The sequence below is a fragment of the Pseudomonas sp. S07E 245 genome, from assembly GCF_019599025.1.
GTDB classification, from domain to species: domain Bacteria; phylum Pseudomonadota; class Gammaproteobacteria; order Pseudomonadales; family Pseudomonadaceae; genus Aquipseudomonas; species Aquipseudomonas shirazensis.
Genome location: NZ_CP080625.1, coordinates 869,898 through 892,924, shown reverse-complemented (window position 1 = coordinate 892,924; position 23,027 = coordinate 869,898). Strand labels below are relative to the sequence as shown.

The window sequence follows — 23,027 nt, the reverse complement described above, 5'->3', positions numbered from 1 at the left end:
GGACGTGCCCATGGCCCCCTTCGCCCGTTTTTCCCTGACCTGCCTCGCCGCCCTGCTGCTGGCCGGTACTGCCCAGGCTGGCACGCAGACCTTGCCCATCAAGCAGACGGTCGACGTGCTGCCTGCCGAGCAATATCAGCAACATTTGCAGCAGCTGCGCCAGCAGGTCCGCCTGGCGGTAACCTTTGCCCAGGCCGAACGCGCACGCCCGGCGGGCCGCGCCAGTGTCAGCCTGCAACCGATGTTCTCGGCCCAGGCCGGCAGCTGGCCGTTCGAGCCGTTCGTCAATAATGGGCTGTTCCGGGCCATTGCTGGCTATCAGGCGCATCACCCGCAAGTGGTGACCCTGCGCGGCGGCAGCATCACCCTTGCTCAGTTGCACGATGCCTTGAACGACTCACGCATTCTCAAGCGCTACAAGGACGGTTACCTGCTCAGCTATCCGCTGATGATCGGCGCCGATGCCGGTCTGGTCCTCGAAGGCACCAGCCTGTATCTGTCGAGCTACTCCGGTACCGCGCTGATCAACCAGGGCTGGCTGGGGCTGAACAAGTCCAACCTGGAGAGCATGGCCGGTGACAAGGCGGGCAATACCGACCGCGCCTGGCGTCCGTTCGTGATCGCCTGGGCCGGCAGCCACACCCAGGTGGTTGGCTCGACCTTGAAGCGTCTGGGCTATAACGCCAACCTGTCGCGTGGCCTGACCACGGCGATCAGCACCCAGCAGCCGGCCAGCAGCCGCCCGGCGACGGTGGTGATCCGCGACAGCCAGTTCAGTGAGATGTCCAGTGCGGTCGAGCTGCAGCGCAGCCAGGCAACCATCGAGGGCAGCCGCTTCGAGCAGTCCCAGCAATATGCAATCGATGTCCGTGACAGCCAGGTCAGCGTGCGTGACAACCAGCTGCGCGGCATCGACAACAACAGCGGCGTACGTCTGCGTGGACAAACCCGCGCGCTGGTGGAAAACAACCTGATCCTCGGCGCGGGCAAGGCTGCCATCGAAGTCAGCGAGCAGCAAGGCGCGGTGTTGCTGGCCGGCAACCGCATCGGCGACAGCCGTGGCAATGGCATCCAGCTGCGCAGCCTAGCGCCAACCCCGGCAGCGCCACTGGTGATCGACAACAACTTGCTCGGCAGCAGTGTCGGCAGCGCCATCGACGCCAGCGAAGTCGGCGCACTGGCGCTGCTTGGCAACCACATCACCAATACCCCCGAGTACGCGGTGAGCCTGCGCAACGCCACGCCCATGGCCGGCCCGCTGCTGCTCAGCGGCAACCGTCTGGGCCAGGTCGGCAAGGCCATCCTGCGGGTAGAAGGCATGCGCCAGGTCGAGTTGGGTGGTAACAGCTTCGACGGTAAGCCACTGCTGCAGAACCTGTTGATCGGCGACCTGTTGCCGCTGCAGGGCACCCTGCTCGAGTCGACCGTGCGCCAGGGCAATACCGTGCGCGTCAGCCAGCGTTGAGGATCAGGCGACTGCGCGCTGCATGCGCACGAAGCAGTCGTCTTCGCCCATCTCGAGGAAACCCTGGCGCAGGTACAACTGCCGCGCCGGGTTGATCTTGAACACCATCAGCCGCAGCAAGCCCAGCTTGCGCTGCGCGGCCATCGCAGCCAGCGCTTGCAGGGCCCAGGTGCCAACGCCGCGGTTGCGCTGCTCGGGCACCAAATGCAGTTCGCGAATGAACAGCGCCTGGCGATCCTGACTCAAGCTGCAAAAGCCCAGCACAGTCTCGCCTTCCATGACAAGCCACTGTTCGCGCCAGCCCCAGGCCTGGTCGAAGGCTTCTTCAATCCAGCGCAGGCCGAATGCCTGATAGTACGGCAGCATGGCCTGGCGGGTGAGATCCCGCGCAAAGCTGAGGTAGCTGTCGCTGGCGCGGATCAATTCAAAGGCCATCGAACACCGCCGCGGCACGGGCCTGTCCATCGCCTGCAAGCTGTTCAAGGATCCATTTGCCGGCCATCATCGCTCGCTCCTGTAGCACCCAGTGCGCTCAGCTCGGAATCGTCAAACCGCGCTGTACCGCTGGCCGAGCGAGGAAGTTGTCCAGCACCCGCTGCACGTCCTTGAACTGCTCGAACTGCACCAGTTCGCGTGCGTTGTAGCGGTCGACCAGGTTGCGCACCCAGGGCAAGATGGCGATGTCGGCGATACTGTAGTCGTCGACCATCCAGTCCCGGCCGTGCAGATGCCGATCAAGCACCCCGAGCAGCCGCCGCGATTCATTGACGTAGCGATCACGTGGGCGCTTGTCTTCGAAATCCTTGCCGGCGAAGAAATGGAAAAAGCCTACCTGGCCGAACATCGGCCCGATGCCGCCCATCTGGAACATCAGCCACTGCAGGGTCTGGTAGCGCTGGGCCGGGCTGACGCTGAGCAATTGCCCGCTCTTCTCGGCCAGGTACTGCAGAATCGCGCCTGACTCGAACAGCGCCAGCGGCTGGCCGTCCAGCCCGTTGGGGTCGAGGATGGCCGGGATCTTGTTGTTGGCACTGAGCGAGATGAATTCGGGGCTCAGTTGCTCTTCATGTTCGAAGCTGACCTTGTGCGCTTCATAGGCCAAACCAATCTCTTCGAGCATGATCGACACCTTGACCCCATTTGGCGTTGGCAGCGAATACAGCTGCAGGCGCTCGGGATGCGCGGCTGGCCATTTGCGGGTGATAGGGAATGCGCTCAGATCGGTCATGGTCGCTAGCCTTTGTGCGTAGGAATGACACTGTAGGGCACAAAGGCCAGCACTGACTATCTCCCGTTGCAGGAGATCGGCAGCATCAGGACGCGGCCGGCGACCGCGCCTGTTGCTGGCATCAGTAACGCGGTGCAACCGCCGAGGCCAGCAGCACGGCGGCAACAGACAGGGTTTTGCGGTTGGATCTGACATGCATGGAACATCTCCTTTAACGCGGTCGCGAACAGCTAGGCCGGCGGCGTATGCCACTGGCTGGCAGTGTTAGCAATCAGGGGTGTTGAACCGGGATGTTCAGGCGGCAGCCAACCGTTCGGGGCGAAGGCCGTGGTGGTGCACAGGATGAGGTGTATGTGAACATCGCGGAAAGCCTATGGTGAAAACGCCGCTAGGCTATTCCGCTGATCGGATGGGTCTCATAAGAATTGTCTGATTCAGACTGTTGTAGGAGCGGCCTTGTGTCGCGATAGGGCCGCGCAGCGGCCCCTCGATTCATACAGCGCTGCAAGAATGTCGGGCCAGCTGCGCTGGCCTTTCGCGACACAAGGCCGCTCCTACAGGGGCCGCGTTGTGTCGGCGATCAAGGGGCTAATCCAAAACGCTCAATCACCCGAAACCAGAATCGAGGAACGCCCCGGCCCACCTCGACGCCGCGTAACCGCAACCAGCAAGATAAACGCCGTAACCCCAGCAGTCATCAACGTCTCATACCGATAAGCATCACTGAGCAGCATATACCCCAGCACCATCACAATCGTCCCGATCACCAACCAGGTCAGCCACGGGAACAGCCACATTTTCAGTTCCAGCACAGTCCCCATCCGATCCGCCCGCCCACGCATGCGCAATTGTGAAATCGCAATCACCAGATACACGAGCAAAGCAATCGCCCCGGTAGTGGACAGCAGGAAGCCAAACACCTTTCCCGGGAACACGTAGTTGACCAGACACCCGACAAAGCCCGCCAAGGTCGACAACAGCACCGCTACCGTCGGCACACCATTACCCGACACACGCCGCACCATAGCAGGCGCCTCCCCCCGCGAAGCCAGCGAGTAGAGCATCCGTGAAGCCGTATACAACCCGGAGTTCATGCAACTGGTAACCGCCACCAGCACCACCAGGTCGACCACCAGTTTCGCCCCCGGCACATTCAGCACCTCGAGCGCCCGCTGGAACGACCCCACCGCCTTCAACGCAGGATCGTTCCACGCTACCAGCGACACCACCAGGAAGATCGACGCGAGATAGAAGATGCCGATGCGGTACACCACTAGGTTGGTTGCCCGGCGAATCTTGTCTTTCGGATTGGCCGTCTCATCCGCTGCAATGGTCACGATCTCGGCGCCAAAGAACGAGAAGATGGTGATCAGCACCCCACCCAGCACCGTGCCGAAGCCGTTCGGCATAAACCCGCCGTTCGCCCACAGCTGGCTCACACCGCGTGTCTCGGCCAATGGCCAGAAACCCAGCACCGCCATCGTGCAAACAACGATGAATGCCACAATGGCGATCACCTTGATCAAGGCGAACCAATACTCGAACTCACCAAAGTTCTTCACGCTGATCAGGTTGGTGCACGACAACACCAACATGATCAGAAATGCAAACAACCATGACGGCACGTCAGGGAAATACGCATGCAGGATGTCTGCCCCGGCAATCGCCTCGACCGGAATGATCAGCACCCAGAACCACCAGTACAGCCAGCCGATGGTAAAGCCAGCCCAAGGCCCGATCGCCTCACTGGCATAGGTCGAGAACGAGCCGCTGTTGGGGTTGGCGATGGCCATCTCACCGAGCATGCGCATCACCAGCAGCACCAGCAAGCCGGTCATGGCGTAGGAGATCAGAATCGCCGGCCCGGCCGTGGCGATTGCGTTGGATGAGCCGATGAACAACCCCGCGCCGATGATCCCGGCGATCGAAATCATCGACACCTGACGCGAGGTCAGACCATGTTGCAAGGACCGCTGTTTCTTGTTTTTTAGCGAAGCCATGGAAAACCCTCGAGTGGGTCGGCCGCCGCTCGGGCGGCTGAACTTGGAGCAGAATTCGTACAATGCAAACGTGCATCTAGTTGTTGTTCTGTACGTACCGAGGCAGGCCTTTTGGTTATCCCGACCTACCCGGCCGCGATCATTGATCCACGTCAGTATTGATCTTTGGTGGAGCCCCAACAAACGACCTTTTTGCAGCACATGATTCCACAAGGGAATGAACTCATGCCGAGATGACCTGACCGATCGGCCAAAAAATAAAAACCATCAACCACCTTGAGCCAGCGGTTTACGCCACGGTGCAAGTCACCGCTGAAAATTCAGGAATCAGGGGAATGACCGCAATCGAATTATTCGTTTGTGCGTGGGTGATCAAAGCGCTTGGATAGTCAGCAAAATCGAACAAGGTACGCGTGCCCCCATGAATCAGGAAAGTATCAGCCAGTCCATTTCCATCGTTCACCCCATCACACTTTCCCATGGCCTCAATGCGCATGTCTGGGATACCGACGGTAACGGCTATATCGACTTCGTCGGCGGCATCGGCGTGCTCAACCTGGGCCACTGCAACCCGGCAGTAGTTGCAGCGATTCAACAGCAGGCCGGTCGCTTGACCCACTATGCGTTCAACGCTGCCGCCCACGGCCCGTACCTGCAACTGATGGAGCAACTGAGCAGCTTTGTGCCGCTCAGCTACCCCATGGCCGGAATGCTTACCAACAGCGGCGCGGAGGCTGCCGAGAACGCCCTGAAAGTCGCCCGCGGCGCCACCGGCAAGCGCGCGATCATTGCCTTCGACGGCGCCTTCCACGGCCGCACGCTGGCCACGCTCAACCTCAATGGCAAGGTCGCACCGTACAAGCAGCGGGTCGGCGATTTGCCGGGCCCGGTCTATCACCTGCCCTACCCCAGCAATGACACCGATGTCAGCTGTGAACAGGCGCTCAAGGCCCTGGACCGGCTGTTCAGCGTCGAACTGGCAGTGGAGGATGTGGCTGCTTTCATTCTTGAACCGGTGCAGGGCGAAGGTGGCTTCCTCGCGCTTGATCCGACGTTCGCCCAAGCCCTGCGGCGCTTCTGCGATGAGCACGGGATTCTGTTGATCATCGACGAGATTCAATCCGGCTTCGGCCGTACCGGGCAGCGTTTTGCCTTCCCGCGACTGGGGATCGAACCCGACCTGCTGCTGCTGGCAAAAAGTATGGCCGGCGGTATGCCGCTGGGCGCAGTAGTGGGCCGCCGGGAGTTGCTCGCAGCGTTGCCCAAGGGGGGCCTGGGTGGCACCTATTCAGGCAACCCGATTGCCTGCGCAGCGGCGTTGGCCAGCCTGGCGCAGATGACCGATGCCAATCTGGCGACCTGGGGCGAACGCCATGAGCAAGCCATCGTCGGCCGCTATCAACGCTGGAAGGCATCAGGGCTGTACCCGTCACTGGGTCGTTTGACCGGGGTCGGCGCCATGCGTGGCATCGAACTGGTCAATGCCGACGGCACGCCAGCCCCGGCGCAGCTGGCCAAACTGCTGCAAGCGGCGCGCAGCAAGGGGTTGCTGCTGATGCCCAGCGGCAAGGCGCGCCATATCATTCGCCTGCTGGCACCACTGACCATCGAGGCAGAGGTGCTCGAAGCAGGCCTGGATATCTTCGAGCAGTGCCTGGCCGAGCTGGGCTGAGGCTTACAGGCCGAGCTCTTGCGGGGTGAGCATGTCGGACTCGAAGGCGATCCAGCCGCCTTCGAGTTCGGCGTGACCATTGACGATCGGGCCGTAATAAACCAGGCCGTTCTCCAGCGTCACACAGATGTGCGTGGCAGGTTTTTCCGGGGCCGCCAGTGCAGCGACGAAATGCACCTTCTTCAAGGTCTCGGTCACAGCCTCGATGCCAACCCGCATGTTGACGTTCTCCGATGCTTCAGTGTCGCCCCCGCGGTCTTCGCTGCTGACGGTGATGGTGGCGATGTACGGAAACTTGTTCAAGCGACTTGCCTCATGGGTTGGGATCGGCGCGCGGGCACCGGGGGCGCATAGGTTACGGCAGCACGCGGCGCCGCGCGAGTGGCAGACGACCGGATGTGCGCGGGCGCCAGCGCGCATGGCCGAAAAAGCGCCGATCTGTTAGGGTGCCCGCCGATGCACGCCACACCATACGAGGACACTGCGTGAGCGCTGAACAACCGATGACCGCCGACCTGTTCGAGGTCGACAAACGCCTTTCCCTCAAGCCCGTCGTGGACTTCAACAGCTACCTGCGCAACGCCTTCGGCGATGGCGCCTGCAGCTGCTACCGCTGCGTCGAAGGCGCAGGCGACGAGAGCAACTACAGCCACCGCCACACCTTCGAGCTGGAAGGCCGCACGCTCAACCGGCGCTTCGCCAACACGGCGGGCAGTGATGTGCTGCAGTACCTGAAGAAGGCCTGGCTGTCGTACACCAAGACCGACATGCAATTACTCGGCGAGCTCGACCTGGATACCGTCAAAGGTTTCACCGACCCGGCCTTGCATCAACGCCTGCTGGCACTGCTGCCGGCCAGCGGCCTGGCGCGTGAAGTCGACGGCAAGTGGCAGTTGCAGGCTCAGGCCGACTGACACCGTTCCTCGCATAGCCGGCCATTGGGCTAGCAGGCGGCGTGCTGTCTGCTACCGTGGGAATACCCCTCCCGCGCATTCACCTCAGGTGACTGACCATGGCCCGCACGACCCCCATCGAGCTGTACCGCAACATCGGCATTGTCGCCCATGTCGACGCCGGCAAGACCACCACTACCGAACGCATCCTGTTCTATACCGGCGTCAACCACAAGATGGGCGAAGTGCATGACGGCGCAGCGACCATGGACTGGATGGCGCAGGAACAAGAGCGTGGCATCACCATCACTTCAGCGGCGACGACGGCCTTCTGGCAAGGCTCGACCAAGCAGTTCGCCGACAAGTTTCGTTTCAACATCATCGACACCCCCGGCCACGTTGACTTCACCATCGAAGTCGAGCGCTCGTTGCGTGTGCTCGATGGTGCGGTCGTGGTGTTCAGTGCGGCCGACGGGGTCGAGCCACAGTCCGAGACGGTCTGGCGCCAGGCCAACAAGTACCATGTGCCGCGCCTGGCCTACATCAACAAGATGGACCGCCAGGGTGCGGACTTCTTGCGCGTGGTCAAGCAGATCGACAAACGCCTGGGCCACCACCCCGTGCCGATTCAGCTGGCGATCGGCAGCGAAGAAAACTTCATCGGCCAGATCGATCTGCTGAAGATGAAAGCCATCTACTGGAATGACGCCGACAATGGCGCCAGCTACCGCGAAGAGGACATCCCCGCCGAGTTGCAGGCACTCGCCGACGAGTGGCGTGCGCACTTGGTCGAGGCGGCCGCCGAGGCCAACGACCAGTTCATGGAGCTGTATCTGGACGGCCAGGAGCTGAGCAACGAGCAGATCAAGGCCGGCCTGCGTCAGCGCACCATCGCCAATGAAATCGTGCCGACCGTACTCGGCTCGTCATTCAAGAACAAGGGCGTGCCGTTGATGCTCGACGCGGTCATCGACTACCTGCCCGCCCCCAGCGAAATACCGGCCATCAAAGGCACCGACCCGGACCACGACGACCGGCCGCTCGAGCGCCACGCCGACGATAATGAGCCGTTTTCGGCGCTGGCGTTCAAGATCGCCACAGATCCGTTCGTCGGCACGCTGACCTTCGCGCGGGTCTACTCCGGCATCCTCAGTTCGGGCGATGCCGTGCTCAACTCGGTCAAAGGCAAAAAGGAACGGGTCGGCCGTATGGTGCAGATGCACGCCAACCAGCGCGCCGAGATCAAGAACGTCTGCGCCGGCGACATCGCCGCGCTGATCGGCATGAAGGACGTCACCACCGGCGATACCTTGTGCGACCTGAACAAGCCGATCATCCTTGAGCGCATGGACTTCCCCGACCCAGTGATTTCGGTGGCGGTCGAGCCGAAAACCAAGGCCGATCAAGAGAAAATGGGCATTGCCTTGAGCAAGCTGGCCCAGGAAGACCCGTCGTTTCGGGTCAAGACCGACGAAGAAACCGCACAGACGATCATTTCCGGCATGGGCGAGCTGCACCTGGACATCATTGTCGACCGCATGCGTCGCGAGTTTGGCGTCGAGGCCAACATCGGCAAGCCGCAGGTCGCCTACCGCGAGAAGATCCGCAACACCTGCGAAATCGAAGGCAAGTTCGTCCGTCAATCCGGTGGCCGCGGCCAATACGGCCACTGCTGGATCCGCTTTGCGCCAGGCGAGGAAGGTAAAGAGGGCCTGGAGTTCATCAACGAGGTGGTCGGCGGGGTCATACCGCGCGAGTACATCCCGGCCATCCAGAAGGGCATCGAAGAGCAGATGCACAATGGCGTGTTGGCCGGCTATCCGCTGATCGGCCTCAAGGCGGCAGTATTCGACGGCTCCTACCATGATGTCGACTCCAACGAGATGGCCTTCAAGATCGCGGCGTCGATGGCCACCAAGCAACTATCACAGAAAGGCGGCGCGGTATTGCTGGAGCCGGTGATGAAGGTTGAAGTGGTCACCCCCGATGAATATCAGGGCGACATCATCGGCGACCTGAGCAGGCGCCGCGGCATGATCCAGGAAGGGGAAGAGACGCCGGCCGGCAAGGTGATCCGCGCCGAGGTGCCGTTGGGTGAGATGTTTGGCTACTCGACGCAGATGCGCTCGATGACTCAGGGCCGGGCCAGCTACACCATGGAGTTCACCAAGTACGGTGAGGCGCCGGCCACTATCGCCGAGGCGATCATCAAGAAGAACACCGGCAACTAGGCCAGCGCGTTGTTATGCCTGAGCCGCGCATCCACGCCGGCCCAGGCATGATCGATCAGTGCTGGGCCCCTGCCCGCTTGAGCAGCTTCTTGCAGCGCTCGGACAGGTGCACAACACGCAGATGCTTGCCGGCCTTGCTGTAACGCTCGCGCAAGGTTTGCAACGCCGCCACCGCCGAGTAGTCGACAAAGCTCAGGTGCTTGCAATCCAGCGTCACCCCATCAGGGTCCTGCGTGGGCTCGAACTGGTTGAGGAACGCCGCCGTGGAAGCAAAAAACAGCGTGCCGTGTACCTGATAGTGCTTGTTGCCATCGCTATCGACATGGCTGTCGGCGTACAGCTCGCGGGCATGCTGCCAGGCGAAGTTGATCGCCGCGAGGATGATCCCGAACAGCACCGCCATGGCCAGGTCGGTGAATACCGTGACCACGGTCACGGCAATGATCGCCAGCACATCACTGACGGGTACCTTGTGCAACACCCGCAGTGAGGCCCAGGCGAAGGTCTGCTGGGCCACCACGAACATCACCCCGACCAGTGCCGCCAGTGGTATCCGCTCGATCAGTGGTGACAGGAACAACACGAACAGCAGGATCATGCCGCCAGCCACTACCCCCGACAGCCGCCCACGACCATTGGAGCTGAGGTTGATCATGGTCTGCCCGATCATCGCACAGCCACCCATGCCACCGCACATGCCCGAGACCATGTTGGCCGCGCCCAGGGCCACACATTCACGGTCTGGAAAGCCACGGCTCTCGGTGATTTCGTCGGTGAGGTTAAGGGTCAGCAGGGTTTCCAGCAGGCCGACCATGGCCATCAGCAGCGCATAGGGGGCAATGATTTTCAGCGTTTCAAGCGTCCATGGCACCTGCGGCCAAGCCAACTGCGGCAGGCCGCCGGCGATATGTGCCATGTCACCCAGGGTTCGCGTCGGCAGATCAAGCAGATACACCAGCAGGCCGACGCCAACAATGGCCACCAGCGCCGGCGGCACGCTGCGGGTCAGGCGCGGCAACACATAGACCACCAGCATGGTCAACGCTACCAGGCCAATCATCAGGTACAGCGGGGTGCCACTGAGCCACTGCTCGCCACTTTTGAAATGCTCGAGCTGGGCCATGGCGATGACGATGGCCAGGCCATTGACGAAGCCAAGCATCACCGGGTACGGCACCAGCCTTACGAGCTTGCCCAAGCGCAGCACGCCAAACAGGATCATCAGCAACCCGCCCAGCAGCACCGTTGCCAGCAGGTACTGCGCGCCGTGCTGTACCACCAGCGCGACGATCACCACCGCCATCGAGCCGGCCGCGCCGGAGATCATCCCCGGCCGGCCGCCGAACAGCGCTGTCAGGGTGCAAATGATGAAGGCGCCGTACAAACCCATCAGCGGGTTGAGATGGGCGACCAAGGCAAAGGCGATGCACTCGGGTACCAGGGCGAAGGAAGTAGTCAGGCCGGCGAGAAGATCGGCGCGTAGTCGGGCGGGTTTCATGGGCTTCCTGAGATCAGTCAATCTGTGCAAGCGCTGGCATCTGGGCGTGCAGCGAGCGGGGGCGCGATGTTACGTAATTTGTCCGGGGGCAACCACCTGTGCGTGGCGACTGAGCGCATTTGACTCAGGTTGTGATCCTCATCCGGCACAACCGTGACAAATTTGCCATCATGTCTGTACTACCTGCGGAGAACTCCAACATGCTGCTACGCCCCCTGCTCGCTTCACTGCTGCTGGCTACCAGCCTTGGCGCCCAGGCCGCCACCGAAGTGCTGCCCTTGCAGCACCGCAGCAGTGCCGAGCTGCTGCCCACCGCGCAGGCCTTTATTGGCAAGGAAGGCAGCGTCAGCGCCTTCGAGAACAAGCTGATCGTCAACGCCAGCCCCGAACGCATTGGCGACTTGCGCGCGCTGCTGCAGCAACTCGACAGCAAAGCCAAGCGCTTGCTGATCAGCGTCGACAACAATGACAGCAACTTTCAGGACAACCGTGGCAATGCTCGGGTGATTCGCTACGGCACCAGCAACCGGGAGGGCGGCCTGCAGCAGATCCAGGCCAGTGACGGCCAACCGGCGCTGATTCAGGTTGGCCAGAGCGTGCCGATCACCAGCAGCAGCACCGACGGCTACGGCCGCGTTCAGAGCAACACTGAATATCGCAATGTGACCCAGGGTTTCTATGTCACACCGAGCGTCAGCGGCGAAACGGTGCGGCTGGCAATCAGCAGCAATAATGATCGAATGAGCAGCGAACGTCCCGATGTAGTGAAAGTGCAGAGCACCGACACAACCGTGACCGGCAGGCTTGGCGAGTGGATTACTTTGGCCGGGTACAACCAGCAGAGCCAGGCTGAACGGAGTGCGTCAAGCCACAGTTACAGCACGCAACGCGGAGAAAACATGACTTTGCGTGTCAGAGTCGACCTTCTCGACTGAACCCAGGCAATTCGAGGCTTCGACCAAAGGCCTTGAAACTGACTGTGGAGTCGCATTAGACCAAAGATGTAGTAGACCCAAAAAAGCACTACAAAACATTTGACAGGCACTTTTTGACAAGGGCATGATGGCCTCGCTCCCGCTAATCAGAGGCCCTGGCAAGGGTCTTCGAGGCGCGCTCCGGCTACCCCTGGAGGCGTCTCGTGTCTATACGGCCCACAAGGCGGTTCGACCGGATTGCGACTGCAACGAGAAGTTGTCCCGAGGGACGGAAGCGCATCACCGCAGTCACCAGGCAAATCCTGTCGCGCCACAGCAAGGCATCCACGAGCCGACCTGTCGCCGCACCTTGCCCGAGCTGCGCCCTCCTTCCCCTTCGAGCCTTGGCGTTCGCCGTCGTACCTCCTTCGAACAGGACAGCCGTCAGGCGCTCTGATCCGCGACTTTTGAGCATCAGCACCACAACTACCCCAAGAATGATGCGACGAGGTTTTAATCACATGGCACTGACACGCGAACAGCAAATTGCAGCCCTCGAGAAAGACTGGGCCGAGAACCCGCGCTGGAAAGGCGTGACCCGTACCTACTCCGCCGCCGATGTCGTTCGTCTGCGTGGCTCGCTGCAACCGGAGCACACCCTGGCCCAGGTTGGCGCAGAGAAACTCTGGAAGCTGGTCACCCAAGGTGCCCACCCGTCCTTCCGTCCGGACAAGGACTTCGTCAATTGCATGGGTGCGCTTACCGGCGGCCAGGCAGTGCAACAGGTCAAAGCCGGCATCCAGGCTATTTACCTGTCCGGCTGGCAGGTTGCCGCCGACAACAACTCGGCAGAATCGATGTACCCCGATCAGTCGCTGTACCCGGTTGACTCGGTGCCGACCGTGGTCAAGCGCATCAACAACTCGTTCCGCCGTGCCGACCAGATCCAGTGGAAAGCGGGCAAGAACCCGGGCGACGAAGGCTACGTCGACTACTTCGCGCCGATCGTGGCCGACGCCGAAGCCGGTTTTGGCGGCGTGCTCAACGCCTACGAGCTGATGAAGAACATGATCGAAGCGGGCGCCGCCGGCGTGCACTTCGAAGACCAGCTGGCCTCGGTGAAAAAATGCGGCCACATGGGCGGCAAGGTCCTGGTACCGACCCAGGAAGCTGTACAGAAGCTGGTGGCTGCGCGCCTGGCTGCTGACGTTGCGGGCGTACCGACCATTATCCTGGCCCGTACCGACGCCAACGCCGCCGACCTGCTGACCAGCGATTGCGACCCGTACGACCAGCCGTTCGTGCTCGGCGAGCGCACCCGTGAAGGTTTCTATAAAGTACGCGCTGGCCTCGATCAGGCAATTTCGCGTGGCCTGGCCTACGCGCCGTATGCCGACCTGATCTGGTGCGAAACCGCCAAGCCAGACCTGGACGAAGCCCGTCGATTTGCCGAGGCGATCAAGAAGGAATACCCGGACCAGCTGCTGTCGTACAACTGCTCGCCGTCGTTCAACTGGAAGAAGAACCTCGACGACGCAACCATCGCCAAATTCCAGCGCGAGCTGTCGGCCATGGGTTACAAGCACCAGTTCATCACCCTGGCCGGCATCCACAACATGTGGCACGGCATGTTCAACCTGGCGCATGACTATGCGCGCAATGATATGACGGCCTACGTGAAGCTGCAAGAGCAGGAATTCGCCGATGCCAGCAAGGGCTATACCTTTGTTGCGCACCAGCAGGAAGTCGGCACTGGCTACTTTGACGACATGACCACCGTAATCCAGGGTGGCGCTTCGTCGGTGACAGCGCTGACCGGCTCGACCGAGGAAGAGCAGTTCCATTGAGGTAGCGGTTGGTTGATGGAATGAGCAGGCCCAGGCTCCCGGTGAGGGAGTCTGGGTTTTTTTATGGCTAGCGAGAAAGGGCCGACCAGCTTCCAGGCAGCGTATGAGCAAAAAACCGGATCAGGTCTATGCTCCCAGAAGCGAACAACCCCGCCCCAGTACTCACCAGACCATTGATCCAGAGCGGGGCAAACCGTTTAAAAAGCTGCTAGAACGAGAGCCCTTCGCATTTGCAACCAAAAAGCACCGCCAGCAACTTTGCAAGCATCAGACCAAGTAAAATGAACCGCACCACCCCAAACGATATTAATTATCATTACGCAACTTGCATTCCGTTACATGATGCAGGAAACATAATTAACAAAACCAGCCGCAATGCCCGAAAATCAAGGCTTTCAGCCAGTTACAATCGGTTTTTGTAGTTAAACCGAAGAATTAATTTGCCATAGAAATTTTACTTGCTCTTGGTTTACCCATAAAATCAGCGCGATTGATTCAGCTGCGACATTTGGTCACTGCACCCGCGACACCGCGTCGCCGCGTTACTTATTTCAGACTGCAGAGCTGGGTCTCTGTATAAGGATTTCTAGCATGTCGGATTCAGCAGGACTCATCGCCCACAACTGGGGCTTTGCCATCTTCCTTCTGGGTGTCGTCGGCCTGTGCGCCTTCATGCTCGGCCTGTCCGCCCTGCTCGGCAGCAAAGCCTGGGGCCGCGCCAAGAACGAACCCTTTGAATCCGGCATGCTGCCTACCGGCGGGGCGCGCATGCGCCTGTCGGCAAAATTCTATCTGGTCGCGATGCTCTTCGTGATCTTCGATATCGAAGCCCTCTTTCTCTTTGCATGGTCTGTGTCCGTCCGCGAAAGCGGCTGGACCGGATTCGTCGAAGCACTCGTTTTCATAGCAATTCTGTTGGCAGGTCTTGTCTACCTATGGCGCGTCGGGGCCCTCGATTGGGCTCCCGAAGGTCGTCGCAAGCGGCAAGCGAAGCTGAAACAATGAGGCTTTGGCATGCAATACAATCTCACCAGAATCGATCCGGATGCACCCAACGAGCAATATCCGGTCGGTGAGCGGGAAACCGTTACCGATCAATTGCTCGAAGACCAGGTCCACAAGAACATCTACATGGGGAAACTCGAAGATGTGCTTCGTGGTGCGGTCAACTGGGGTCGCAAGAACTCCCTGTGGCCGTATAACTTCGGCCTGTCCTGCTGCTACGTGGAAATGACCACGGCGTTCACGGCACCCCACGACATCGCCCGCTTCGGCGCCGAAGTCATCCGGGCCTCGCCGCGTCAGGCCGACTTCATGGTCATCGCCGGTACCTGCTTCATCAAGATGGCGCCGATCATTCAGCGCCTGTACGAGCAGATGCTCGAACCAAAATGGGTCATTTCCATGGGTTCGTGCGCCAACTCCGGTGGCATGTACGACATCTACTCGGTCGTTCAGGGGGTCGACAAGTTCCTCCCCGTGGATGTCTACGTACCCGGCTGCCCGCCACGCCCCGAGGCGTTCCTGCAAGGCTTGATGCTGCTGCAGGAATCGATCGGGCAAGAACGACGTCCGCTCTCCTGGGTAGTAGGCGATCAAGGCATTTACCGTGCCGAGATGCCTGCCCAGAAAGACCTGCGTCGTGAACAGCGTATTCAGGTCACCAACCTGCGCAGCCCCGACGAAGTCTGATCCAGCGACCTGCCGCCCGCTCCCCCTGGAGCCGGCGGCCTGGCTTCATTCTCTACGTTGACCGAAAGCGACCGAGACCATGACAGCGGACACCGCTATTTATATTCCGCCTTACAAGGCTGACGACCAAGATGTGGTCGTCGAACTGAACAACCGCTTTGGCGCCGACGCCTTCGTCGCCCAGGAGACCCGTACCGGCATGCCGGTGCTGTGGGTCAAGCGCGCCCAACTCAAGGAAGTGCTGGCGTTTCTGCGCAACGTGGCCAAGCCGTACAGCATGCTGTTCGACCTGCACGGTGTCGACGAGCGCCTGCGCACTCATCGCCGCGGCCTGCCGGCAGCTGACTTCAGCGTGTTCTACCACCTGCTTTCGGTAGAACGTAACAGCGACGTGATGATCAAGGTCTCACTCAGCGAAGGCGACCTCAACCTGCCTTCGGTGACCGGTATCTGGCCAAATGCCAACTGGTACGAGCGTGAAGTCTGGGACATGTTCGGCATCGACTTTGCCGGCCACCCGCACCTGACCCGTATCCTGATGCCGCCGACCTGGGAAGGTCACCCGTTGCGTAAGGACTTCCCGGCGCGCGCCACAGAATTCGATCCGTTCAGCCTGACCCTGGCCAAGCAGCAGCTTGAAGAAGAGTCGGCGCGTTTCAACCCGGAAGCCTGGGGCATGAAGCGTCAGGGCGCCAACGAGGACTACATGTTCCTCAACCTGGGCCCGAACCACCCGTCTGCGCACGGTGCCTTCCGTATCGTCATGCAGCTGGACGGTGAAGAGATCGTCGACTGCGTGCCGGACATCGGTTACCACCACCGTGGCGCCGAGAAGATGGCCGAGCGTCAGTCCTGGCACAGCTTCATCCCCTACACCGACCGTATCGACTACCTCGGTGGGGTGATGAACAACCTGCCGTACGTGCTCGCGGTCGAGAAGCTGGCGGGGATCCAGGTGCCGCAGAAGGTCGACGTGATCCGCATCATGCTCGCCGAGTTCTTCCGCATCACCAGCCACCTGCTGTTCCTGGGAACCTACATCCAGGACGTCGGCGCCATGACCCCGGTGTTCTTCACCTTTACCGACCGCCAGCGCGCCTACACCGTGATCGAAGCGATTACCGGTTTCCGCCTGCACCCGGCCTGGTACCGCATCGGTGGCGTCGCCCACGACCTGCCACGCGGCTGGGAGAAACTGGTCAAGGACTTCGTCGACTGGCTGCCCAAGCGCCTCGATGAGTACAACAAGGCCGCCTTGCAGAACAGCATCCTCAAGGGCCGGACCATCGGCGTTGCCGCCTACAACACCAAAGAAGCCCTGGAATGGGGCGTCACCGGTGCCGGCCTGCGTTCCACTGGCCTGGACTTCGACCTGCGTAAAGCGCGGCCATACTCCGGCTACGAGAACTTTGAGTTCGAAGTGCCGCTGGCCAACAACGGCGATGCCTACGACCGCTGCATGGTCCGCGTCGAAGAGATGCGCCAAAGTATCCGCATCATCGACCAGTGCATGCGCAACATGCCGGAAGGCCCGTACAAGGCGGATCACCCGCTGACCACGCCGCCGCCGAAAGAGCGCACCCTGCAGCACATCGAGACCTTGATCACGCACTTCCTGCAAGTCTCGTGGGGCCCGGTCATGCCGGCCAACGAGTCGTTCCAGATGATCGAAGCGACCAAGGGCATCAACAGTTACTACCTGACGAGCGACGGCGGCACCATGAGCTATCGCACCCGGATTCGTACGCCGAGCTACCCGCACCTGCAGCAGATCCCTTCGGTGATCAAAGGCAGCATGGTCGCGGACATGATCGCGTACCTGGGCAGTATCGACTTCGTTATGGCTGACGTGGACCGCTAAGCATGAATAACACGCTTATCCAAACCGACCGTTTCGCCCTGAGCGAAACCGAGCGCTCGGCCATCGAGCACGAAAAGCACCACTACGAGGACCCGCGTGCGGCGTCTATCGAAGCCCTGAAGATTGTCCAGAAGCAACGCGGCTGGGTCCCGGACGGCGCCATTTATGCGATTGGCGAGCTGCTCGGGATTCCTGCCAGCGACGTCGAGGGTGTGGCCACCTTCTACAGCCAGATCTTCCGTCAGCCGGTCGGCCGGCACATCATCCGTGTCTGCGACAGCATGGTCTGCTACATCGGCGGCCACGAGTCGGTGGTCAGCCAGATCCAGAGCGAGCTGGGCATCGGCCTTGGCCAGACCACTGCAGACGGGCGTTTCACCCTGCTGCCGGTGTGCTGCCTGGGCAACTGCGACAAGGCCCCGGCGCTGATGATCGACGATGACACCTTTGGCGACGTGCAGCCTGCTGGCGTGACCAAACTGCTGGAGGGTTACGTATGACCATCACTTCCTTCGGCCCGGCCAACCGCATTGCGCGCGCCGCCGAGACTCACCCGCTGACCTGGCGCCTGCGTGACGACGGCGAGCCGATCTGGCTCGACGAGTACCAGGCCAAGGACGGCTACGCCGCTGCCCGCAAGGCACTGGCGCAGATGTCCCAGGACGACATCGTTCAGACCGTCAAGGACGCCGGCCTCAAGGGTCGTGGTGGCGCCGGCTTCCCCACTGGGGTGAAGTGGGGCCTGATGCCCAAAGACGAATCCATGAACATCCGCTACCTGCTGTGCAACGCGGATGAAATGGAACCCAACACCTGGAAAGACCGCATGCTGATGGAGCAACAGCCCCATCTGCTGGTGGAGGGCATGCTGATCAGCGCCCGCGCCCTCAAGGCCTACCGCGGTTACATCTTCCTGCGTGGCGAATACACCACCGCCGCGAAAAACCTCAACCGTGCTATCGACGAAGCCAAGGCCGCTGGCCTGCTGGGCAAGAACATTCTCGGCAGCGGTTTTGACTTCGAGCTGTTCGTTCACACCGGTGCCGGGCGTTACATCTGCGGTGAAGAAACCGCGCTGATCAACTCGCTCGAAGGCCGCCGCGCCAACCCGCGCTCCAAGCCGCCCTTCCCTGCCGCCGTTGGCGTATGGGGCAAGCCGACCTGCGTGAACAACGTCGAGACCCTGTGCAACGTGCCGGCCATCGTTGGCAATGGCGTCGACTGGTACAAGTCGCTGGCCCGCGAAGGCAGCGAAGACCACGGCACCAAGCTGATGGGCTTCTCCGGCAAGGTGAAAAACCCAGGCCTGTGGGAACTGCCCTTCGGCGTGACCGCCCGTGAGCTGTTCGAAGACTACGCCGGCGGCATGCGCGATGGCTTCAAGCTCAAGTGCTGGCAACCAGGCGGCGCCGGTACCGGCTTCCTGTTGCCTGAGCACCTCGACGCGCAGATGTACGCCGGCGGCATCGCCAAGGTTGGCACCCGGATGGGTACCGGCCTGGCCATGGCAGTCGACGACAGCGTCAGCATGGTGTCGCTGCTGCGCAACATGGAAGAGTTCTTTGCCCGTGAGTCGTGCGGCTGGTGCACACCGTGCCGTGATGGTTTGCCGTGGAGCGTGAAGATGCTGCGTGCGCTGGAGAACGGCCAGGGCAAGGCAGAAGACATCGAGACGCTGCTCGGCCTGGTCAACTTCCTCGGCCCTGGTCGTACCTTCTGTGCCCACGCACCGGGTGCCGTCGAGCCGCTGGGCAGCGCCATCAAATACTTCCGCTCCGAGTTCGAGGCCGGTGTCGCTGCTACCAGCGAGCACACCCTGCGCCCGGATTTGGCCAAGCCGATCCAGGTCGAACCGACTGTGGCCGGCGCGTAACACATTTGCATGCGGGTGGTCCGTGCCACCCGCCAGCCTCGCAGGCGCGCACGGTATTGACCGATGCGAGCCGCAGGCACACAGATTTCCATTAGCCACGCCCGCTCACGCGGGCCAACGAAGAACTTTGAACCATGGCCACTATCCACGTAGACGGCAAAGCGCTCGAAGTCAACGGTGCAGACAACCTCTTACAGGCCTGTCTGTCGCTCGGCCTCGACATCCCTTATTTCTGCTGGCACCCGGCGCTTGGTAGCGTCGGTGCCTGCCGCCAGTGTGCGGTCAAGCAGTACACCGACGAAAACGACACCCGCGGTCGTATCGTCATGTCCTGCATGACTCCTGCCAGCGATGGCACCTGGATTTCCATCGAAGACGACGAGTCGAAGGCGTTTCGCGCCAGCGTCGTCGAATGGCTGATGACCAACCACCCGCACGACTGCCCGGTCTGCGAAGAAGGCGGTCACTGCCACCTGCAAGACATGACGGTAATGACCGGCCACAACGAGCGCCGTTACCGCTTCACCAAGCGTACCCACCAGAACCAGGACCTCGGCCCGTTCGTCGCACACGAGATGAACCGCTGCATCGCCTGCTACCGCTGCGTGCGCTTCTACAAGGACTACGCCGGCGGCACCGACCTGGGTGTTTACGGCGCCCATGACAACGTCTACTTCGGTCGCGTTGAAGATGGCGTGCTCGAGAGCGAGTTCTCCGGCAACCTCACCGAGGTCTGCCCGACCGGTGTGTTCACCGACAAGACCCACTCCGAGCGTTACAACCGTAAGTGGGACATGCAGTTTGCCCCAAGCATCTGCCATGGCTGCTCAAGCGGTTGCAACATCAGCCCGGGTGAGCGCTACGGCGAACTGCGTCGTATCGAAAACCGCTTCAACGGTTCGGTCAACCAGTACTTCCTGTGCGACCGTGGCCGGTTCGGTTACGGCTACGTCAACCGCAAGGACCGTCCGCGCCAGCCGCTGCTGGCCGATGGCAACAAACTGAGCGTCGATGCTGCGCTGGACAAGGCTGCCGACCTGCTGCGCGGCCGCACCATCGTTGGTATCGGTTCGCCACGGGCCAGCCTTGAAAGCAACTACGGCCTGCGCGAGCTGGTCGGTGCCGAGTACTTCTACTCCGGTATGGAAGCTGCCGAGCTCAAGCGCGTGCGCCTGGTGCTGGACGTGCTCAACAACAGCCCGCTGCCGGTGCCGACCCTGCGCGACATCGAAGACCACGATGCGGTGTTCGTACTCGGTGAAGACCTGACCCAAACCGCAGCGCGCGTCGCCCTGTCGGTTCGCCAGGCCACCAAAGGCAAGGCCGAGGCCATGGCCGACGCGATGCGCGTACAGCCGTGGCTCGACGCCGCAGTGAAAAACATCGGTCAGCACGCGCTGTACCCGCTGTTTATCGCAAGCCTTGCTGAAACCAAGCTCGATGACGTCGCTGAAGAGTGCGTGCACGCCGCCCCCGCCGACCTGGCGCGCCTGGGCTTCGCCGTTGCCCATGCAATCGATCCAAGTGCTCCAGCGGTAATCGGTCTGGACGACGAGGCCAAGGCCCTGGCCCAGCGTATCGCCGATGCATTGGTCGCTGCCCAGCGTCCGCTGGTGGTGTCGGGTGTTTCCCTGGCCGAACCTGCATTGATCGAAGCCGCCGCCAACATCGCCAAAGCGCTCAAGCTGCGCGAGAAGAATGGTTCGCTGAGCCTGGTGGTGCCTGAGGCCAACAGCCTCGGCCTGGCCATGCTCGGTGGTGATTCGGTGGACGCTGCGCTGGATGCGGTCATCAGCGGCAAGGCTGACGCTATTGTCGTGGTCGAAAACGATCTGTACGCCCGTGTTCCGGCGGCCAAGGTCGACGCTGCTCTGGCTGCGGCCAAGGTGGTCATCGTTGCCGACCACTCCAAGACTGCCACCAGCGAGCGCGCTCACCTGGTCCTGCCGGCGGCATCGTTTGCCGAAGGCGACGGTACTCTGGTCAGCCAGGAAGGCCGCGCCCAGCGCTTCTTCCAGGTGTTCGATCCGACCTACATGGACAGCAGCATCCAGATCCACGAAGGCTGGCGCTGGATGCACGCCCTGCGCGCGACCCTGCTCAACAAGCCGGTCGACTGGACTCAGTTGGACCACGTCACCAGCGCCTGCGCTGCCGCCACGCCGCAACTGGCCGCGATCGTCAACGCCGCGCCTAGTGCTGCGTTCCGCATCAAGGGCCTGAAGCTTGCCCGTGAGCCGCTGCGCTACTCCGGCCGTACGGCCATGCGCGCCAACATCAGCGTGCACGAGCCGCGTACTCCGCAAGACAAGGACACCGCGTTCGCCTTCTCCATGGAAGGCTACTCGGGTTCGGTCGAACCGCGCCAACAAGTGCCGTTCGCCTGGTCGCCGGGCTGGAACTCGCCGCAAGCCTGGAACAAGTTTCAGGATGAGGTCGGTGGCCATCTGCGTGCAGGTGACCCAGGCGTGCGCCTGATCGAGTCGCAGGGTGACCGTCTGAACTGGTTCAGCGCGATCCCGGCAGCCTTCAGCCCGGCCCGTGGTACCTGGACAGCGGTGCCGTTGTTCCACCTGTTCGGCAGCGAAGAAACCTCCTCGCGCGCTGCACCGGTGCAAGAGCGCATCCAGCCGGCCTATGTGGCCTTGGCCAAGTCCGAAGCAGACCGCCTCGGCGTCAACGAAGGCACGCTGCTCAGCCTGACCGTCGCTGGCGTCTCGCTGCGCCTGCCACTGCGTATCAATGAACAGCTGGGCGCAGGCCTGGTCGCGTTGCCGAAAGGCCTGGCCGGGATACCACCGGCCATCTTCGGTGCATCCGTCGAAGGCCTGCAGGAGGCAGCACAATGACCTGGTTCACCCCCGAAGTGATCGACGCGATCATCGCCGTGGTCAAGGCCGTCGTGGTCTTGCTCGCGGTAGTGGTCTGCGGCGCGCTGCTCAGCTTTGTCGAGCGGCGCCTGCTGGGCTGGTGGCAGGACCGTTACGGTCCGAACCGGGTTGGCCCGTTCGGCATGTTCCAGATCGCGGCCGACATGCTGAAGATGTTCTTCAAGGAAGACTGGAACCCGCCGTTCGTTGATCGGGTGATCTTCACCCTGGCACCCGTAGTGGCCATGAGCGCACTGCTGATTGCCTTCTCGATCATCCCGATCACCCCAAGCTGGGGTGTTGCCGACCTGAACATCGGCCTGCTGTTCTTCTTCGCCATGGCCGGTTTGTCGGTCTATGCGGTGTTGTTCGCAGGCTGGTCGTCGAACAACAAGTACGCCCTGCTCGGTGCCCTGCGGGCCTCGGCGCAGACCGTGTCGTACGAAGTGTTCCTGGGCCTGGCGCTGATGGGCGTGGTCGTGCAGGTTGGCTCGTTCAACATGCGCGACATCGTCGAATATCAAGCGCAGAACCTGTGGTTCATCATTCCGCAGTTCTTTGGCTTCTGCACCTTCTTCATCGCTGGCGTGGCCGTGACTCACCGTCACCCCTTCGACCAGCCAGAAGCCGAGCAGGAACTGGCCGACGGTTACCACATTGAATATGCCGGCATGAAGTGGGGCATGTTCTTCGTCGGTGAGTACATCGGCATCATCCTCATCTCGGCGCTGCTGGTAACGCTGTTCTTCGGTGGCTGGCATGGCCCGTTCGGCATCCTGCCGCAGGTGCCGTTCCTCTGGTTCGCCCTGAAGACCGCGTTCTTCATCATGCTGTTCATCCTGCTCCGTGCGTCGATCCCGCGTCCGCGCTACGACCAGGTGATGGATTTCAGCTGGAAGTTCTGCCTGCCGCTGACCCTGATCAATTTGCTGGTGACCGCTGCGATCGTGCTTTACAACACGCCAGCCGTCGCGGCCCAGTGA

At 61.6% G+C, this 23,027-nt stretch carries 18 protein-coding genes; 13 read left to right on the top strand and 5 right to left on the bottom strand.

The annotated features are described in order from the left end of the window. Nucleotides 1-10: 10 nt before the first annotated feature. The gene (locus K3F44_RS04090) at nucleotides 11-1,465 is read left to right on the top strand and encodes a right-handed parallel beta-helix repeat-containing protein (protein ID WP_220633377.1); all 1,455 of its coding nucleotides are present in this window, start codon (nucleotides 11-13) and stop codon (nucleotides 1,463-1,465) included. Between the two features lie 3 nt (nucleotides 1,466-1,468). On the opposite strand, the gene K3F44_RS04085 is transcribed toward K3F44_RS04090, so the two are convergent. The 3 genes from K3F44_RS04085 to K3F44_RS04075 all read right to left on the bottom strand — a co-directional run bounded on the left by K3F44_RS04085 (nucleotide 1,469) and on the right by K3F44_RS04075 (nucleotide 4,693). Beyond that, a complete protein-coding gene (locus K3F44_RS04085; RefSeq protein WP_220633376.1) occupies nucleotides 1,469-1,900 on the bottom strand; it encodes a GNAT family N-acetyltransferase in 432 nt (143 codons plus the stop codon). A 97-nt stretch (nucleotides 1,901-1,997) separates the two neighbouring features. Beyond that, nucleotides 1,998-2,693, bottom strand: coding sequence for a glutathione S-transferase N-terminal domain-containing protein (locus K3F44_RS04080; protein ID WP_220633375.1), 696 nt, complete (start codon nucleotides 2,691-2,693; stop codon nucleotides 1,998-2,000). A 602-nt stretch (nucleotides 2,694-3,295) separates the two neighbouring features. Continuing rightward, on the bottom strand, nucleotides 3,296-4,693 hold the full coding sequence (locus K3F44_RS04075; protein ID WP_220634134.1) for an amino acid permease: 1,398 nt from the start codon (nucleotides 4,691-4,693) through the stop codon (nucleotides 3,296-3,298). 421 nt (nucleotides 4,694-5,114) lie between these two features. Between K3F44_RS04075 and K3F44_RS04070 the strand changes: the two genes are divergently transcribed. Next, the gene (locus tag K3F44_RS04070) at nucleotides 5,115-6,365 is read left to right on the top strand and encodes an aspartate aminotransferase family protein (protein WP_101318404.1); all 1,251 of its coding nucleotides are present in this window, start codon (nucleotides 5,115-5,117) and stop codon (nucleotides 6,363-6,365) included. Between the two features lie 3 nt (nucleotides 6,366-6,368). Here the strand turns inward: K3F44_RS04070 and K3F44_RS04065 are convergent, their stop codons facing one another. Next, nucleotides 6,369-6,668, bottom strand: coding sequence for a hypothetical protein (locus K3F44_RS04065; protein WP_101318402.1), 300 nt, complete (start codon nucleotides 6,666-6,668; stop codon nucleotides 6,369-6,371). Nucleotides 6,669-6,850: 182 nt separating this feature from the next. Here K3F44_RS04065 and K3F44_RS04060 point away from each other — a divergent pair, with 182 nt between their 5' ends. Both K3F44_RS04060 and fusA read left to right on the top strand, forming a co-directional pair. Continuing rightward, on the top strand, nucleotides 6,851-7,279 hold the full coding sequence (locus K3F44_RS04060; protein WP_101318400.1) for a hypothetical protein: 429 nt from the start codon (nucleotides 6,851-6,853) through the stop codon (nucleotides 7,277-7,279). 98 nt (nucleotides 7,280-7,377) lie between these two features. Then, nucleotides 7,378-9,489 carry an elongation factor G gene (gene fusA / locus K3F44_RS04055; RefSeq protein ID WP_101318398.1) on the top strand — a complete coding sequence of 704 codons (2,112 nt, stop codon included), beginning with the start codon at nucleotides 7,378-7,380 and terminating at the stop codon, nucleotides 9,487-9,489. A 55-nt stretch (nucleotides 9,490-9,544) separates the two neighbouring features. On the opposite strand, the gene K3F44_RS04050 is transcribed toward fusA, so the two are convergent. Next, on the bottom strand, nucleotides 9,545-10,987 hold the full coding sequence (locus K3F44_RS04050) for a SulP family inorganic anion transporter (protein ID WP_220633374.1): 1,443 nt from the start codon (nucleotides 10,985-10,987) through the stop codon (nucleotides 9,545-9,547). Nucleotides 10,988-11,187: 200 nt separating this feature from the next. Between K3F44_RS04050 and K3F44_RS04045 the strand changes: the two genes are divergently transcribed. From K3F44_RS04045 to nuoH, 9 genes are all read left to right on the top strand, one after another. Next, a complete protein-coding gene (locus K3F44_RS04045) occupies nucleotides 11,188-11,922 on the top strand; it encodes a secretin N-terminal domain-containing protein (RefSeq protein ID WP_220633373.1) in 735 nt (244 codons plus the stop codon). Nucleotides 11,923-12,422: 500 nt separating this feature from the next. Further along, nucleotides 12,423-13,748 carry an isocitrate lyase gene (aceA, locus tag K3F44_RS04040; RefSeq protein ID WP_101318394.1) on the top strand — a complete coding sequence of 442 codons (1,326 nt, stop codon included), beginning with the start codon at nucleotides 12,423-12,425 and terminating at the stop codon, nucleotides 13,746-13,748. A gap of 591 nt (nucleotides 13,749-14,339) precedes the next feature. Beyond that, entirely contained in the window at nucleotides 14,340-14,753 is a 414-nt protein-coding gene (locus tag K3F44_RS04035; RefSeq protein WP_101318392.1) for an NADH-quinone oxidoreductase subunit A, read from the top strand. Nucleotides 14,754-14,762: 9 nt separating this feature from the next. Beyond that, nucleotides 14,763-15,440, top strand: a complete 678-nt coding sequence (locus tag K3F44_RS04030; RefSeq protein ID WP_101318390.1) for an NADH-quinone oxidoreductase subunit B — start codon at nucleotides 14,763-14,765, stop codon at nucleotides 15,438-15,440. 79 nt (nucleotides 15,441-15,519) lie between these two features. Next, nucleotides 15,520-17,301: an NADH-quinone oxidoreductase subunit C/D gene (nuoC, locus tag K3F44_RS04025; protein WP_101318388.1), complete on the top strand. Its 1,782-nt coding sequence runs from the start codon at nucleotides 15,520-15,522 to the stop codon at nucleotides 17,299-17,301. 2 nt (nucleotides 17,302-17,303) lie between these two features. After that, on the top strand, nucleotides 17,304-17,801 hold the full coding sequence (gene nuoE / locus K3F44_RS04020; protein ID WP_101318386.1) for an NADH-quinone oxidoreductase subunit NuoE: 498 nt from the start codon (nucleotides 17,304-17,306) through the stop codon (nucleotides 17,799-17,801). Then, entirely contained in the window at nucleotides 17,798-19,174 is a 1,377-nt protein-coding gene (gene nuoF / locus K3F44_RS04015; RefSeq protein WP_101318384.1) for an NADH-quinone oxidoreductase subunit NuoF, read from the top strand. Before nuoE ends, nuoF begins: the two co-directional genes overlap by 4 nt. A 134-nt stretch (nucleotides 19,175-19,308) precedes the next feature. Beyond that, nucleotides 19,309-22,023, top strand: coding sequence for an NADH-quinone oxidoreductase subunit NuoG (gene nuoG, locus K3F44_RS04010; protein WP_181089390.1), 2,715 nt, complete (start codon nucleotides 19,309-19,311; stop codon nucleotides 22,021-22,023). Next, entirely contained in the window at nucleotides 22,020-23,027 is a 1,008-nt protein-coding gene (nuoH, locus tag K3F44_RS04005) for an NADH-quinone oxidoreductase subunit NuoH (RefSeq protein WP_101318381.1), read from the top strand. Before nuoG ends, nuoH begins: the two co-directional genes overlap by 4 nt.

Coding starts and splice junctions, on each gene's coding strand:
- K3F44_RS04090 (WP_220633377.1), top strand. CDS start 11: ATGGCCCCCTTCGCCCGTTTTTCCCTGACCTGCCTCGCCGCCCTGCTG.
- K3F44_RS04085 (WP_220633376.1), bottom strand. CDS start 1,900: ATGGCCTTTGAATTGATCCGCGCCAGCGACAGCTACCTCAGCTTTGCG.
- K3F44_RS04080 (WP_220633375.1), bottom strand. CDS start 2,693: ATGACCGATCTGAGCGCATTCCCTATCACCCGCAAATGGCCAGCCGCG.
- K3F44_RS04075 (WP_220634134.1), bottom strand. CDS start 4,693: ATGGCTTCGCTAAAAAACAAGAAACAGCGGTCCTTGCAACATGGTCTG.
- K3F44_RS04070 (WP_101318404.1), top strand. CDS start 5,115: ATGAATCAGGAAAGTATCAGCCAGTCCATTTCCATCGTTCACCCCATC.
- fusA (WP_101318398.1), top strand. CDS start 7,378: ATGGCCCGCACGACCCCCATCGAGCTGTACCGCAACATCGGCATTGTC.
- K3F44_RS04050 (WP_220633374.1), bottom strand. CDS start 10,987: ATGAAACCCGCCCGACTACGCGCCGATCTTCTCGCCGGCCTGACTACT.
- K3F44_RS04045 (WP_220633373.1), top strand. CDS start 11,188: ATGCTGCTACGCCCCCTGCTCGCTTCACTGCTGCTGGCTACCAGCCTT.
- aceA (WP_101318394.1), top strand. CDS start 12,423: ATGGCACTGACACGCGAACAGCAAATTGCAGCCCTCGAGAAAGACTGG.
- K3F44_RS04035 (WP_101318392.1), top strand. CDS start 14,340: ATGTCGGATTCAGCAGGACTCATCGCCCACAACTGGGGCTTTGCCATC.
- K3F44_RS04030 (WP_101318390.1), top strand. CDS start 14,763: ATGCAATACAATCTCACCAGAATCGATCCGGATGCACCCAACGAGCAA.
- nuoC (WP_101318388.1), top strand. CDS start 15,520: ATGACAGCGGACACCGCTATTTATATTCCGCCTTACAAGGCTGACGAC.
- nuoE (WP_101318386.1), top strand. CDS start 17,304: ATGAATAACACGCTTATCCAAACCGACCGTTTCGCCCTGAGCGAAACC.
- nuoF (WP_101318384.1), top strand. CDS start 17,798: ATGACCATCACTTCCTTCGGCCCGGCCAACCGCATTGCGCGCGCCGCC.
- nuoG (WP_181089390.1), top strand. CDS start 19,309: ATGGCCACTATCCACGTAGACGGCAAAGCGCTCGAAGTCAACGGTGCA.
- nuoH (WP_101318381.1), top strand. CDS start 22,020: ATGACCTGGTTCACCCCCGAAGTGATCGACGCGATCATCGCCGTGGTC.